We start from the raw sequence: 15,216 nt of genomic DNA, 5'->3' as shown, positions 1-15,216 counted from the left end.
CTTACACTATATTATCATATAATTATGACGAAATTATTAACAGATTTAAAAAAAATTCCACCTTACAATTAAATAAGCTGGAATTTTTTCGACAATTTTCGTATGTTTCACATGAAACGTGTCGATTAATTGTTTGTGTTGTTACTTGTTAACGTTAATTCCACTTTTTGAGATTTACCATCTCTATAAATTTCTAGTTCTACTTTGTCTCCAATTTTCACTTCTGTATATAGATATTTTCGTAAATCGGTTGAATTAGTGATTTTTTTACCATCAATGGATACAATCACGTCTTGAACTTTTAACCCAGCCTCTGCAGCTGCAGAATTGGAATCAATATTAGTAACCATTACACCTTCTGAAACTTCGTTTGGAAGGTCTTGAAGATACATGCGAGGAACTTCCTCTAAGCTTGCTAAACCTACTCCAAGATATGGTCGCTCTACTTTACCTTTTTCGATAATCTCATTCACAATTGGGATAAGATCATTACTTGGAATCGCAAAACCTAGTCCTTCTACACCGGAATCAGCAATTTTCAAACTGTTGATACCTATTACCTCTCCCGAAGAATTAATAAGAGCACCGCCGCTATTTCCTGGATTTATGGCTGCATCTGTTTGGATAACATTAAATTCCCAATCTCCTGCAGATGTATTAACCGTAATACTACGTTCTACAGCACTAACAATTCCCTGTGTTACAGTTCTAGATAGCTCTAGGCCAAGGGGATTGCCAATGGCCCATACTTGATCTCCAGGTCTTAGTGTAGATGAATCTCCAAAATTAATGACATCTGTTGCATACTTGGCATCAATTCTTACTACGGCTAAATCTGTTAACGCATCTGCACCAATTAATTTAGCCTCTGTTTTCTCTCCGTTATATAGAGAGATTTCTAATGTATTTGCTCCTTCAATGACATGGTTATTTGTCACTATATATGCATATTGATCATCTTTTTTAAAAATAATGCCAGAACCTGATCCAGATTCCACATCACTGGATTCCTGTGAAAATGGATTTGATTGTTGTTGTTGAAGATTTTCAATTCCAACGATTGCTTTAGATGATGTTTCTACCATATCAGCAATGGCTACTGTCCCATCACTAGTTGCTGTATTTGATGTAGTGCTTGCAGTAATTGCCCCTGTCTTGCTTTCCACTTTATTAGAAAGCTCTGCCACTTGCTTCTCCAGCTTATCATAAGAATCATTGTATAAATCCGTATGGGGAATCGTAAAAAATGTTAATGCGGAACCAAAGATACCTGCTGCCAGCAAGGAGAAAAAGCCTTTGGCCTTCGAATTTCCTTTTTGATTATTAAAAGCTCTTCCTTCTTCACTTGAGCTTGCCACTGCTTGTTCTGTAGCTTTAATTTCCTCTATTTCCTCTTTATCAGGAGAGATTTGTTCGCTATCATCTGTCGGGAGCATAGGTTGTTCTTCTTGTGGCGTATCCATTTCTTCCTTAATTGTTGCCTCTTCCTCATTTTCTGGTTCTTGTTTCTTTTCTGAGAAATCATCTTCACTCAAGTTCAGTTGCTTCTCTTGTAGTGGTTCTTTCTCCCATTCATTTCTTTTTTCAAAGTCGCTCATCTTTTGTTCCTCCTATTTCTAATTTCGAACATTTATTTCAATTCATTAATATTCTTTTCATTTCTATTAACTTGTTTATACATACATAGTAACCACTATATATGAATAAATTATGAACAAAGTTTGAAAAGACATAGAAGAATTTTGGAACAATTTATTCTTACCAATTCGTTTAATCCTTTACAGCCACTTACCTTCCGTTCAAAATAGAATTCATTAGCGAACCTATTCAGCCTATTTTATACAATTACGCGAACTCTGTTACTTTTTCCTTTGGTAGAGGGAAGTAAATCGTGAAAGTAGTTCCTTTTCCTTTTTCACTCATTACATGAATATCTCCTTCATGAAACTGAACTAGCTGCTTAACAATGGATAAGCCAAGCCCAAATTCTCCGTAAGGGTTATTGGTTCTTGAAATATCTGCTTTATAAAATCTCTTCCAGATGTTTTCTATTTCATGGGCATCAATTCCAATCCCCGTATCTTTCACCTCGATAATTGTTCTGTCCACTTCCATACGCCCGGATAACCAAATACTTCCGTTCTCTGTAAATTGAATACTATTTTTCGTAATATTCATGATGATTTGAATGAGACGATCATAATCTGCATAAATTACCGCAGCATTATCCACATCTACATAAATTTTCACATTCTTTTCTTCGGCTAAAATAGACAGTTGCTCCTCAATAATCTCTAACACTTCTTGGAGAGAAATAAATTCCTTCATTAAAACAATTTGATTTGAACGGATTTTATCATAATCAAGATTCTCATTTACCAAACGAATAAGCCTTTTCGCTTCTTGGCTAATTAATTTGAGCCCTTTTTCCCGCTCATTTTCTGGTATCATATTATTATTTAAGCCTTCTATGACGCCACTGATTGTTGTTAAAGGGGTCTTTAATTCATGAGAAACATCCGACATAAATTGTCTTCTCCGATTTTCTAAAGCATCAATTGCTTCTTTTGACTCTCTTAGTCGATCTACCATCTGATTGAAATCTTGCCCGAGTTCACCTATTTCATCAAACGTAGAAGAAGAGACTTTCACACTGTAATCCCCTTCCGCAACATGGCTTGTAGCTTCCTGTAGTTTTTTTATCCGATTGACATGTACTCTTGAAAAAATAAAACTCATTAATAATGCAATTCCAAACACTAGAAAAAGGATATAAATTAAATACTTATTGATTTCTTGTATCATTTCTTTCGATTCGACAAGAGGAGATGTTAAGATAATTCCTCCAACAACGACATTATTTACGGAATACGGTATCGCAACTAGTGCAACCTCTTGATCTCCTCTTCGCGTGCTAGGCTTAATAACCGTACTACTGCCGTCTTTTATTTCATCCCACTCTGCATGAGTAATATTAATATTCAAATCTTTCCCAAAAGACCATATTCGATTTCTTTGTGTATTAAATATACCGATTGTTATTCCTGTCCCTTTTAGTTCTTCGGAATACCGTAATAACGTCGAATACGTTGCAGCAGACCATAAATCATCTCCTTGCACATCTTGAACAATATTATATCCGTATCCTTGAAGCTCATCTGCCTTCATGGAAAATACTAATTTCTCTATATAATGAGAAAAAACAAGGCTTAATACTAACAAGGCTACTAGGATGACGCTTAAGTGACTTATTAGCTGCTGATAGATGTATTTAATTCTCATGTACTACCACCGTTTCATCGAATTTATAGCCTACACCCCATACTGTATGTAAAAAGGGCTGACTATCCCTTCCTATTTTTCTTCTGAGTCTTTTAATATGGACATCAACCGTCCGATCATCTCCATAGAATTGAAATCCCCATACTTGCTGTAAAATTTGTTCTCTAGAAAATACTTGTTTTGGATGCTGAACGAAGAATGCAAGTAAATCAAATTCCTTGGGTGTTAATCCTAATACAGGTCGATTATACATAAATACCTCTCTTGTTTCTTTATCTAATTTAATGATTGCATTCGTTCTTACTTCTTCTACATTAGAATTTCTTCTTCTAATTGCCTTTATACGAGCAATTAAAGCTAAAGGGCTAAAGGGCTTCGTGACATAATCATCTGCTCCCATTTCTAATCCAAGCACTTGATCCGATTCAGTATCCTTTGCAGTTAACATAATAATTGGTGTCCCTTTATCTGTTTCTCTTATTTTGCGACAAACAGTTATTCCGTCTAAATCTGGAACCATCCAATCTAAAATAATCATATCATATTTATTATTCATAAAATGCTTATATCCTTCCAAGCCATTATGAAAAAAGGTACCCTGAAAACCTTCCTTGATAAAAAACATTTCCAACATAGAACAAACACTTTGGTTATCCTCTATTACTAAAATATTCATCTATACTCTCCTATTTTTCTGCTTTTAACTAATTAAAGCGACTTTCACTAAACGAATCAATAGGTTACCAGCATGTTTAATGGATTGTTAAAGGATAGGAAATAGTTTGTTCATAATTTTATCGGTTTGCATAATAAATAGGGATTTTCGCGATTCCCCTGCTCGGAATGCCGCATACAAATAAAAAGACCATTTAAAAGATACCCTCCTTTAAATGGTCTCATTATCACGTTTATTTAGTTAATTGGCGCTTTACTTTCCTCCAAAACTTTTTCCGCAAGAAGAAGCCCTCCTGTTATGCCAGCATTATCTCCTAATCCTGGTCTAACAATATACTCATTCATCTTATCTTGGACTTCTGGATACGAAACATAACCATTTAATAGATCGCTTAAATGACGATAAACATGTGTCAGCACATGCTCTTGATTCATTACGCCTCCACCAAGAATAATTTTTTTAGGAGATAGGATTAAAATATATTGCATAAGGGCTTGGGCAATATAATAGCCTTCCATTTCCCATACTTCCTCTTTATCACTTAGATGAAAAGCCTTTTCGCCCCAGCGTTCTTCAATTGCTGGTCCAGCAGCTAAGCCTTCTAAACAATCACCGTGGTATGGGCATCTTCCTTTATACGTATCTTTTGCATGCCTTCTTACTAAAATATGGCCCATTTCTGGATGGGTTAACCCTTGTAACAGTTCTCCATTAATATAAGCGCCCGCACCAATGCCTGTACCAACCGTAATATATAAGCAATTATCTACGCCTTTAGCAGCACCAAGCTTTGCCTCTCCTAAAGCAGCTACATTTACATCTGTGTTAAAACCAGTTGGTACAGAAAATTCATCTTTAATTGCTTTCAATAATGGATAGTCTTTCCAAGCTAATTTTGGAGTGGTTGTTACATTTCCATAAGTAGGACTATTTTTATCCACATCAATCGGACCAAATGATCCGATTCCAATTGCGTCGATTGGAAACCTCTTAAAAAAAGCGATAACCTCTGGCATTGTTTCCTCTGGTGTTGTCGTTGGAATAGAAATTCTTTCTTGAATGTTTCCTTTTGCATCTCCCACTGCACAGACAAATTTTGTTCCGCCAGCTTCAATAGCACCGTATAGTGACATGGTTCCTCTCCCCTTATAATGTTTTATAAACTCACTTACTTGTTTGTGTCCGCAGGAAATACAACTCCCGTTTGTCTTCTTACCTCATCCATAATTTCCATTACAGACAAAGAAACGTTATAGGAGTTTACGGAAGATTCTACTTTTCCTGCCTTAATCAATTCAATAAATTCTTGCGCCTCATAAAACATAGAAGCTTCTTTTTGAGGAAGGGTTAGATTCTCCACTTCCCCTTTTCGAGGAATAAATTCTACTTTCGTAGGGGTGTTCATTTGATTGATTAATAAATTTCCCTCTTCTCCTTGAATTTCAGACGGAATATAGGAATTTGCTATTTTAGAATACATTAGTATCACATCCATATCCGGATAACCTAAGATAATACTTCCTTCTCCGTCAACCCCAGATTCCAATAAGAAACTATTCGCCTTTACTTTCTCTGGTTTTCCAAAAAGAAGTACCATTGGGTAAAGACAATAAACACCAATATCCATTAATGCTCCATTTGACAATTCTGGCTTAAATGCATTTAATATAGTACCTTCCTTATAAGCATCATACCGGGAAGAATACTGACAATAGCTTACAAAAGCACGACGGATTTTTCCGACTTTATGTAAATTCTCTTGTACAACCTTAAAGTTAGGAAGAAAGGTAGTTTTAAGCGCCTCCATTAATAGGACATTATTTTCCTTCGCAGCAGCAATCATTTGTTTCACTTCAACCGCATTGGAAGCAATTGCTTTCTCTGTTAGAACGTGCTTTTTATTTTTCAAAAAAATGATAGACTGTTGTGCGTGATAGGCATTAGGACTAGCAATATATACTGCATCGATTTTGTCACTCTTTGCCATTTCCTCTAAACTAGTATATGTATATTCTGCATTGTGCTTTTTCGCAAACGCTTTCGCTTTTTCCTCTGTTCTTGAGTATATAGCAGTTAATTGAAAATCCTCTATTTCGCTAGCGCCTTCAATAAAAGATTCTGTAATCCAATTAGTTCCGATGATTCCAAATCTAATCGTCATATAGGCCTCCTCATTAAATGAAATATTCCTTCTCTCTTTTATTTTGGAGGGAAGTCATTAAAAAAGCAACCATCTGCTAGTATTTTTATCTTTTGAAAATGATTTATTAATTACTACTAATAAGTATTTATTTACAATATGAAAGTTCGCTTTTCATAGAATAAGCGCAGTATTTTGATTGCTCACTTATAGAAATATTTATAGCTCCTATAAATGGAGAGATAATGCCTTTTCGGAGACGGGGATGAATTATCTCAAAATTTCAAGAAACAACCATTCCTATTACCTAATTATTTTGTCATGTTTTATACAAAAGAAAAAACCCCCAAATGGAGGTTTATTTCTACTTTATACATATTTTATTAGTAATGAACGTGTCCTGATGTCATTACCCAAATTGTTCCTCCCGCTACGACAATCGCGCAGAAGAATGCATAAATGATGTTAATTGTTTGTACTTTTCCTTCGCCTTCTGTAAGATGCATAAACATAAACAGTTGAAGAATAGCTTGGATAACTGCCAATGCACCGATAATCCACATAACAGTAATCATTGGTAGATCCGTATATTTCTTAGCCGCTACTGCCGCAAAGGTAAGTAATAAAGATACGATGAAACCAGCAATATGACTGATTGGAAACTTTTCATTCTCATGATTTTTCGCCATCTAAAACACCATCCTTGCTAGATAAACGAATGTGAAGATGAAAATCCACACAACGTCTAAGAAGTGCCAATATAAACTTATAATAAATGTCTTACGAGCAGTTGTTGGCGTTAGGCCGTGTCTAATCAATTGAATAATGATTAATATAGCCCAACCAATACCTAAAGATACGTGCAATCCGTGTGTTCCTAGCAATACAAAGAATGAGGAAAGGAATGCACTTGTCTGCATTGTTGCTCCTTCATGTACATAATGAATAAATTCATTTATTTCCACAAAGACGAATCCTGCACCTAATGCTAAAGTGATAATTAACCAAGTTAATAATCCTTTTAAATTTTGGCGACGCATATACCAGATAGCGATACCGCATGTGAAACTACTTGTTAATAGTAGAAGTGTTTCAATCATTACATCTTTTAATTTAAATAATTCTGCTGGAGTAGGACCGCCTGCAAAGTTATCCTTTAAAGATCCATAGGCTGCAAACAAGGTAGCGAATAATACAACCTCCGCACCAAGGAAGATCCAGAAGCCTAGAATGTTTAAGCGGCTTTGCTCTGTCTGATATTCTAGTGGTAAAGACTTATCGACTTTTGCCATTATTTCTCACCTCTCCATGCGCGTTCCGTTTTCTTAATAACATCCAGTTTAATATGGTAACCTTCGTCATAATCAAAGGAACGAATTATTAAGCCTACAAAAATACCTAAACTGCAGATTGCAGCTGGAATAAACCATTCAAATACTAGGAAGAAACCAACTACACCAAATACAACACACATGTAAATTGGCAGCCAAGAATTGCTTGGCATGTGTATTTCTTCTAATTCTTCTTCTTTTAATACTAAACCTTCGTTATTTTTCTTCATATACCAGAATGCATCTAATGCTTTAACTTCTGGTGTAATAGCAAAGTTATATGGCTGAACTGGAGAAGCTGTATGCCATTCTAATGTTCTTGCATCCCATGGATCTGTAGAAATCTTTCTATCTGCATAACGAGTACTATAGTAAATGTTATAAACAAGTACAGCGAAACCTGCTGCAAGAATTAAGGAACCAATTGCAGATAGCATAAACAATGGTGCAAATCCAGATTCTGCAGAGAACGTATAAGAACGTCTTACTGCCCCTTTTAAACCTAAGAAGAACATTGGCATAAATGTTACGTTAAAACCAATATTAAACAACCAGAAATGCCATTTTCCTAAACGTTCGTTTAGAGCATAACCGAACATTTTTGGCCACCAGTAATAGAAACCAGCAAATACTGCATATACAACACCTGGTATTAATACATAGTGGAAATGAGCTACTAAGAATAATGTATTATGATATTGATAGTCTGCTGCAGCCATTGCAAGCATAACTCCAGTTACCCCACCGATAGTAAAGGTTGGAATAAATGCAAGAGACCATAGCATAGCCGTTGTAAACTGAATGCGACCTTTTCTCATTGTAAATAGCCAGTTGAAAATTTTAACCCCGGTTGGTACCGCAATTAACATCGTCGTAATCGAGAAAACAGAGTTTACAACTGGTCCAGATCCCATTGTATAGAAATGGTGAACCCAAACAACGAAACTCAATAAAGCAATACCAATAATAGAGATAATCATCGAGTTATAACCGTATAAACGCTTTTTCGAGAATGTTGCGATGATTTCTGAGAACATACCAAACGCTGGCAAGATTACGATATATACCTCTGGATGTCCCCATAACCAGAATAGGTTATTCCAAAGCATCGCATTTCCTCCGCCAGAAATCGTGAAGAAATGTGTTCCGAATAAACGATCAAATGTCATCAATGCTAATGCAACCGTTAAAATAGGGAATGCAAACACAATAATAACGTTTGTGATTAAAGATGTCCAAGTGAACATTGGCATTTTCATTAAAGTCATGCCTTTTGCACGCATTTTCAAGATGGTAACAATAAAGTTAATACCCGTCATCAGCGTACCAATACCGGCAATTTGCAGCCCAATTGCATAGAAGTTGTTACCAACCCCTGGTGTAAATTCTTTCCCAGCTAGAGGGAAATAGGATGTCCATCCTGCATCAGGAGATCCACCAATTACGAAAGAAATATTGAAAAGCATCGCCCCACTAAATGTTAGCCAAAAGCTTAATGCATTCAACTGTGGAAACGCAACGTCACGTGCTCCAATTTGCAAAGGTATTACTACGTTCATTAATCCGATTAACGCTGGCATCGCCATAAAAAGAATCATAATAACGCCGTGCGTTGTAAATACTTCATTGTAATGCTGTGCATCTAAGAATTTCATTTCAGGAGCTGAGGTTTGATATTTCATCATCAAACCGTCGACTCCACCACGGAAGAACATTAATACGGCAACAATAATATACATGATACCGATTTTTTTGTGATCAACCGTTGTTATCCATTCATCCCATAAATATTGCCACTTCTTAAAATAAGTAACACCAACTACAATAGCAAGCATTGTTAGCGTAATACCTATTTGAGCAGATAATATAAGGGGATCGCCAGTAATAACGATATCATCCCACTTAATGTGCATCCTTTTCACCCCCGTCAGACTCTTGGTTCTTTTCAAATGTTCTACCTGGATATCCATGAACTCGATATAACTCAGGGTTTAAATAATAATTTGAGTCTCCACCTTTACCGTGATCGATCCATTCTAAATGTGTATTAGAGAAAGTCAAACGGCCTAAGTGTGTAGGCTTGATAATTTCTTTATATTTTTCCTCTGTTAATTCAGGGGCATTCTCTTTTACTTCGTCTACCCACTTATCATAGTCTTCTAAAGTTTTTGCTTCGACATCAAACTTCATCTCTGCATAACCTTTACCATTAAAGCTTGTATTTTGTCCTTCATAGTTACCTGGGTTATCTGCCACAACATATAAATCTGTTTCAGCTCCATACATTGTGTATTTTTGACCAGCTAATGCAGGAATCCAGAATGATTGCATGGTACCAGCAGAAGTTAATTTAAACTCAATAGGTACACCAGCAGGAATATTTACGTAATTGACTGTTTCAATTCCTTCTTCTGGATAGCTAAAAATCCACTTCCAATCTGCAGAAGTTACATTAATCACAATTGGATCATGGTCTTTGTAATCTTTTGGTACATCCTCTAATGCATAAATTGTTTTTACAGTTGGAATCGTTAATGCAATAATAATTAAGAATGGGATTACAGTCCAAACAATTTCAAGCTTAGTACTTCCATGTTCATCTGGTTCATAATCAGCATTCTCTTTCGTTGCACGATATTTCCAAACTATGTAGCCAAATAGTGCAAAAACTACAAGACATACAAAAGCCATTAATAAAATTGACCAGTTAATTAAGTCCGTAATACTTCTAGCGACAGGACCTTGCGGATCGAATACAACCATCGATTCACAGCCACTTAAAATGAATAATGGTACAATTGCTAAAAGCGAAACTAAAACTCCCTTTTTCATTTGTACAGCTCCTTCCGTTTAAGTTCAAATGTTAAAATATTCACAGAATGTTCGCTATTTAGACATAGAACATTCATATTACATGAGGTAAAATAACGATTATTACTACCTGTATGATGATATCACATCTCGAACCTATTATTTGTGACAAAAAACGTAAGTATAAATTTACCAATTTTAACATTTTCTATTCTTATGTTTTCCGCGAATTCAAGATTTTATCAACCTTTTTATTATAGCAGATGCCATTGTTAAAATCCATGTCCACAATTCTGTCACAAACATTTTTTCCAAACTTATTATTCGCTTTATAAATAATATAAAACGCTTACATTAATTATAATTGAACCTAGTTGACTTTTCCATTATTTTGCTTAACTTTCACTCCTTAAAATTTCGTCTCCTCCTTTTCATTTATTCTGTTATATTTATCACATGCCTCATTTAATTAAACGTATTTATCTTGATTATTCTCTATAGTTTCTACAACAAGTTATACTTCAAACATAGACTTTCTCTACAATCTACTATTCCAGTAACGGAAGAATAAAAATAGATAGAAAAATATACTGTCTATAGTCGCATTAACTACTAGTTCCAGTATATTTTTCTACCCTGTTGAAAATACTAATTTCCCAGTATTTCTTGTAACTTCCCTTTTACCTTTTCATTTACCTTTTTCGCATCTTTTTTTATTTCATCTACGACCTGGCTCCATTTTGACGAATTCTCTTTAATAGTGGTTTCTAATTCCTCCGCTTTTTCTTTAATGACTTTTTTCGTTTCTTCCACTTTTTTATTAACATTTCCACTATCTTTATTTGCAAGTCTATCACTTACAGATAAAACATTAAAATTCTCTGGCTCCACATATTGCACAGCTTGGTCCATAATAGTTTTAAAAATAGGTACTACATCTCCCGAACTTTTGCTTGGTAGATAATGTGTATCATCTGTTTTATCATAGCCTAACCACATCGCTCCAACTAAATTAGGAGTATATCCGACAAACCACTGATCCTTCGTACCAGAAATATTACTATTATCCAATTGAGTAGATCCAGTTTTTCCAGCAATTTGGAATCCAGTCACTTTTGCCCCTTGACCTGTTCCTGATTTAATAACATCTAGCAACATTGATGTCATGTCATTGGTAACAGATCTAGAAGTAACTCTTGTTGACGTTGGTTCATAATCGGCAATAACATTGCCTGTCGGTCCAACAATTTTGGTAATCAAATGACTTTCCATTCGAATTCCCTCATTAGGAAAGGCAGAATAAGCACTCGCCATTTGCAATGGAGAAACCCCTCTGGTCATCCCACCTAAAGCTATCCCTAAATATTCATCCTCTTTTTCATAAGGAATACCGAACCGATCAAGTGATTTAAGACCATTCTCCAATCCAATTTTGTCTAATAGCCAGACTGCTGGAACATTTAAGGAGTCTTCTAAGGCTTCATACATCGGAACCTCCCCTTTATATGTCTTCGTGAAGTTCTGTGGTTCGTAATCCCCCTTCTTAAATGGCTTATCTTCTAACATCGAATCAATCTTATAGCCCTTTTCTAAAGCGGGTGTATAAACAGCAAGTGGCTTCATCGTAGATCCTGGTTGTACTCTAATTTGAGTAGCCCGGTTAAAACCTCTGAAAACTTGTTCCCCTCTACCTCCAACTAACCCTCTTACTCCTCCTGTTTCTGGGTCGAGTAATACTGCTCCGCCTTGTGCTGATGTTCCATCAGCACTTCTCGGAAATAAGGAATCCCTAGCAAAGGTTTTTTCTAATGTAGACTGGAGATTTTGGTCCATCTCCGTATAAATTTTATACCCTCTTTTTAAAAGTTCTTCTTGGGTAAGACCGTATTTTTTTATCGCTTCATCGATAACTGCGTCCACATAATATGGATATTCTCTTTCAATAAAAGAGCCTCCCCCATTTTCCAAGACAATTTTTTCATTTACTGCCTGTTGATACTCGTCTTTTGTTATTTGTTTTAAATCTACCATTTTCTTTAGAACAAGATTACGACGATTAACAGCACCATCATAATTGTTATATGGATCTAATGCAGATGGCGCTTGCAATATTCCCGCAAGTAATGCAGCTTCACTTATAGATACATCCTTAATATCTTTATTGAAATATTTCAGTGACGCCTGGCTAATCCCCCATGCTCCACTGCCAAAATAAACATGATTTAAATACATTTGCAAAATTTCTTCTTTTTCATAATGCTTCTCTATTTCTACCGCAAGAAATAATTCTTCTGCTTTTCGCTTATAAGTCTGTTCGGATGTTAACAAAGCGTTCTTTGTTAACTGTTGCGTAATCGTACTTCCTCCACCGGTAATTCTTCCTGCAAAGATATTTTTAAAGAAGGCGCGGCTAATCCCTTTTATATCAAATCCATTATGTTGATAGAAACGTTCATCTTCAATTGAAACAACTGCGGCTGGAACGTATTTAGGTACATCCTTCAATTCGATGCCTTCTGTTCTTTCCGTTCTAATTTGGGTTGCTTCATCCCCATCTTTATCATAAATAATCGTAGCTTGGCTTAATCCAGCCTTTAGCGTACTGACATTTGCTTGTGTTGCTAAATACGTAAAATATAATATCGCTATTAAAACAACTAATAATAAAGCCAAAAGTATAATTTGGGTAAGATGTCTCTTTTTCCAGAAACGTCGAAATCCTTCCCAATATGGTTTTAATCTATCCATCAATTACCTATCCTTTACTTTTACTCATGGAATAATTTCTTCTTTCGGTCTATCCATACATTAGACGTTTATTATCACTTATATGTTGCAAGTATCTATGAAAACTATATTCTCTTTTTTTCTAAATTACAAGAAGGTACTTCGCTCTAATATTACCAAATTTAACTAGAATAGGGATTATTGTTTATACAATCGTTCTTTCGGGAAAAGACCTTATAAAGAATAAAAGGATGTGAGAGATAATGAAAAAAATGTTCAGACGAATGATTACGTGGTGACCTATCATTTATCCCTTCGCTAAAAAACTATGGGAAAAACGCAAACAATCAAAGGTAAATTCTACAACCGCTGCACGTTAATAGTGACCTAAAGTTTGCTAGGCAAAAGGCGCTCGGTCTAGATAGGAATAGACTTAAGAAACATATCTGCCTTATGTTAACTATCAAAAAAATCCAATGTAGCCTTGAAAACACGGCCACATTGGATTTTTCTTTATGCATGAATATTGTTATAAACACGTATAACTTCTGTTACTAGTTCATGATCTTCGCTTAAGCCTGATACTTGAACGAAAGCTGATTGAACTCCCTTTTCCTCCACTAGTTTCTTCAATTCAACAGACTCTTGATCTTCTGGTGTGTAAAAATGAAGAGCGGATGCCATAACTTCTACTAAATGAGCAGGAATTTCATGAAACTCCTTATAATAAGCTAGAGCTGGCGCAACTAAGCGATCGTTACCACTTAATTTTCGTAACGGCGATCTACCTACTCGTTTTACGTCGTCCACAATATAAGCATTTGCAAAACGACCTAAAATTTTATCAATATATTTTTGGTGATCTGCTTCATTAAAATTATATCTAGCTACAAGTACTTTTCCTGTTTCTTGTAAAACATGAAGTACCTTTTCTTTCACACCTTCATGATGGATTGTTTCTGAAATGGTCTCATAGTTCTTGATATTGCCTAAGTATGCTGTTGCAGCATGGCCAGTATTTACAGTAAAAAGCTTTCTTTCAATATAAGCCTGTAAATTACCTACAAAATGAGCTTCGGCAATTTCTGGTTTCTCTCCTTTGATTGCAGTTTCATCTATAACCCACTCATGGAAAGGTTCAACTAGAACGTCTAATAAATTGTCATTTTTCTGGTTTGGCACAATTCTGTCAACAGCAGAATCAGGGAAACCTACATATTCTTCTAACCATGCTGCTTCTTCTTCATTTAAATGCTCTAATACAAACTGCTTAAGGGCACTACTTCCACCTATCATATTTTCACACGCAATCACATTTACAGGTGTTTGATTATTTTTCATACGTGCTTTAATTCCGTCTGCAATCAGTGGTGCAATAAATTTTAAAATGTTTGGACCGATAGCTGTAGTAACAATATCTGCCTGGATAAACCGTTCTACTACTTGTTCAGGATTTATTTTACTATTAATCCCTTTTACATTTTTTACTGTGAACTGCTCTTTTGTTTCATTAGCAAGCAAAACATTGTATTGACCAACACGATTAATTTCATCGATTACTTGCTCGTTAACATCTACAAACGTTATAGCATAATCTGACTGATGCAATAATAAACCAATAAATCCTCGACCAATATTTCCAGCTCCAAAATGAATAGCATTCATAGTATTATTCTACCTCGCTTAAAATTTGGATTATTTCCTCTTCTGATTTCGCAGCAACTAATTTTTCTACATTTTCAATTTCAGAACATACAATAGCAATTTGTGATAATAACTCCAAGTGTTCGCCATCTTTCCCAGCAATACCAATAATAAGTTTTACAATATTACCATCACCGAAATCTACTCCATTTGGCGCTTGAATAACAGATAGTCCAGAGTTTAATACAGCTGTTTTTGCCTCATCTGTACCATGTGGAATTGCTAAGAAATTACCCATATAAGTAGATGAAATTTCTTCTCTTTGTAACATTGCTGGAATATAATCCTCAGATACATAGCCTTGGTCTACTAGAATTTGACCGGCTTTTTTGATCGCTTCCTCTTTACCTGCTACACTGCTGTTTAAAATAATATTTTCCTTTTTTAAAATGCTCATTTTTATATCCATTCCTTTCGCTTCGCTCAAGGCACAAAACGTAATGAAACAAGTTTGCACTGAGCGTTATTTTGGCAAATCTATAGCCATAGGGATACCAATCAACTACAAATCACGCGGAGGTGAGTGGGCTGCTCCAGTTGTGGAG

At 35.4% G+C, this 15,216-nt stretch carries 12 protein-coding genes; all 12 read right to left on the bottom strand.

All coding sequences use genetic code 11. The annotated features are described in order from the left end of the window. Window positions 1–125: 125 nt before the first annotated feature. On the bottom strand, window positions 126–1,598 hold the full coding sequence (locus NKG37_RS08335) for a S1C family serine protease (protein ID WP_205835562.1): 1,473 nt from the start codon (window positions 1,596–1,598) through the stop codon (window positions 126–128). Between the two features lie 247 nt (window positions 1,599–1,845). Beyond that, on the bottom strand, window positions 1,846–3,282 hold the full coding sequence (locus NKG37_RS08330; protein WP_016201290.1) for a sensor histidine kinase: 1,437 nt from the start codon (window positions 3,280–3,282) through the stop codon (window positions 1,846–1,848). Beyond that, window positions 3,272–3,958 (bottom strand): response regulator transcription factor, encoded by a 687-nt coding sequence (locus NKG37_RS08325; protein ID WP_016201291.1) that lies wholly within the window; start codon window positions 3,956–3,958, stop codon window positions 3,272–3,274. The genes NKG37_RS08330 and NKG37_RS08325 overlap by 11 nt, the downstream gene beginning before the upstream one ends. Before the next feature lie 236 nt (window positions 3,959–4,194). Further along, the gene (locus NKG37_RS08320; protein WP_016201292.1) at window positions 4,195–5,091 is read right to left on the bottom strand and encodes an ROK family protein; all 897 of its coding nucleotides are present in this window, start codon (window positions 5,089–5,091) and stop codon (window positions 4,195–4,197) included. Window positions 5,092–5,126: 35 nt separating this feature from the next. Continuing rightward, complete coding sequence (locus NKG37_RS08315) at window positions 5,127–6,119, bottom strand: Gfo/Idh/MocA family protein (RefSeq protein ID WP_016201293.1); 993 nt, start codon at window positions 6,117–6,119, stop codon at window positions 5,127–5,129. Between the two features lie 362 nt (window positions 6,120–6,481). Next, window positions 6,482–6,787 carry a cytochrome aa3 quinol oxidase subunit IV gene (qoxD, locus tag NKG37_RS08310; RefSeq protein WP_016201294.1) on the bottom strand — a complete coding sequence of 102 codons (306 nt, stop codon included), beginning with the start codon at window positions 6,785–6,787 and terminating at the stop codon, window positions 6,482–6,484. Beyond that, the gene (qoxC, locus tag NKG37_RS08305) at window positions 6,788–7,393 is read right to left on the bottom strand and encodes a cytochrome aa3 quinol oxidase subunit III (RefSeq protein WP_198013153.1); all 606 of its coding nucleotides are present in this window, start codon (window positions 7,391–7,393) and stop codon (window positions 6,788–6,790) included. Next, window positions 7,390–9,342 carry a cytochrome aa3 quinol oxidase subunit I gene (gene qoxB / locus NKG37_RS08300; RefSeq protein WP_016201296.1) on the bottom strand — a complete coding sequence of 651 codons (1,953 nt, stop codon included), beginning with the start codon at window positions 9,340–9,342 and terminating at the stop codon, window positions 7,390–7,392. The genes qoxC and qoxB overlap by 4 nt, the downstream gene beginning before the upstream one ends. After that, a complete protein-coding gene (gene qoxA / locus NKG37_RS08295) occupies window positions 9,332–10,261 on the bottom strand; it encodes a cytochrome aa3 quinol oxidase subunit II (RefSeq protein ID WP_016201297.1) in 930 nt (309 codons plus the stop codon). The genes qoxB and qoxA overlap by 11 nt, the downstream gene beginning before the upstream one ends. A gap of 627 nt (window positions 10,262–10,888) precedes the next feature. Then, window positions 10,889–12,988: a PBP1A family penicillin-binding protein gene (locus tag NKG37_RS08290; RefSeq protein WP_169189592.1), complete on the bottom strand. Its 2,100-nt coding sequence runs from the start codon at window positions 12,986–12,988 to the stop codon at window positions 10,889–10,891. A gap of 492 nt (window positions 12,989–13,480) precedes the next feature. After that, window positions 13,481–14,632 carry a mannitol-1-phosphate 5-dehydrogenase gene (locus NKG37_RS08285; protein ID WP_169187724.1) on the bottom strand — a complete coding sequence of 384 codons (1,152 nt, stop codon included), beginning with the start codon at window positions 14,630–14,632 and terminating at the stop codon, window positions 13,481–13,483. A 4-nt stretch (window positions 14,633–14,636) separates the two neighbouring features. After that, the gene (locus tag NKG37_RS08280; RefSeq protein ID WP_016201299.1) at window positions 14,637–15,068 is read right to left on the bottom strand and encodes a PTS mannitol transporter subunit IIA; all 432 of its coding nucleotides are present in this window, start codon (window positions 15,066–15,068) and stop codon (window positions 14,637–14,639) included. Between the last annotated feature and the right edge of the window lie 148 nt (window positions 15,069–15,216).

It is taken from the genome of Niallia sp. RD1, from assembly GCF_024219955.1.
Taxonomy (GTDB): Bacteria; Bacillota; Bacilli; order Bacillales; family Cytobacillaceae; genus Niallia; species Niallia alba.
This window is presented reverse-complemented; position numbering and strand designations above follow the sequence as displayed.

Bases quoted from the DNA above. Each gene is read 5' to 3' on its own strand.
- NKG37_RS08335 (WP_205835562.1), bottom strand. From the start codon at position 1,598: ATGAGCGACTTTGAAAAAAGAAATGAATGGGAGAAAGAACCACTACAA.
- NKG37_RS08330 (WP_016201290.1), bottom strand. From the start codon at position 3,282: ATGAGAATTAAATACATCTATCAGCAGCTAATAAGTCACTTAAGCGTC.
- NKG37_RS08325 (WP_016201291.1), bottom strand. From the start codon at position 3,958: ATGAATATTTTAGTAATAGAGGATAACCAAAGTGTTTGTTCTATGTTG.
- NKG37_RS08320 (WP_016201292.1), bottom strand. From the start codon at position 5,091: ATGTCACTATACGGTGCTATTGAAGCTGGCGGAACAAAATTTGTCTGT.
- NKG37_RS08315 (WP_016201293.1), bottom strand. From the start codon at position 6,119: ATGACGATTAGATTTGGAATCATCGGAACTAATTGGATTACAGAATCT.
- qoxD (WP_016201294.1), bottom strand. From the start codon at position 6,787: ATGGCGAAAAATCATGAGAATGAAAAGTTTCCAATCAGTCATATTGCT.
- qoxB (WP_016201296.1), bottom strand. From the start codon at position 9,342: ATGCACATTAAGTGGGATGATATCGTTATTACTGGCGATCCCCTTATA.
- qoxA (WP_016201297.1), bottom strand. From the start codon at position 10,261: ATGAAAAAGGGAGTTTTAGTTTCGCTTTTAGCAATTGTACCATTATTC.
- NKG37_RS08290 (WP_169189592.1), bottom strand. From the start codon at position 12,988: ATGGATAGATTAAAACCATATTGGGAAGGATTTCGACGTTTCTGGAAA.
- NKG37_RS08285 (WP_169187724.1), bottom strand. From the start codon at position 14,632: ATGAATGCTATTCATTTTGGAGCTGGAAATATTGGTCGAGGATTTATT.
- NKG37_RS08280 (WP_016201299.1), bottom strand. From the start codon at position 15,068: ATGAGCATTTTAAAAAAGGAAAATATTATTTTAAACAGCAGTGTAGCA.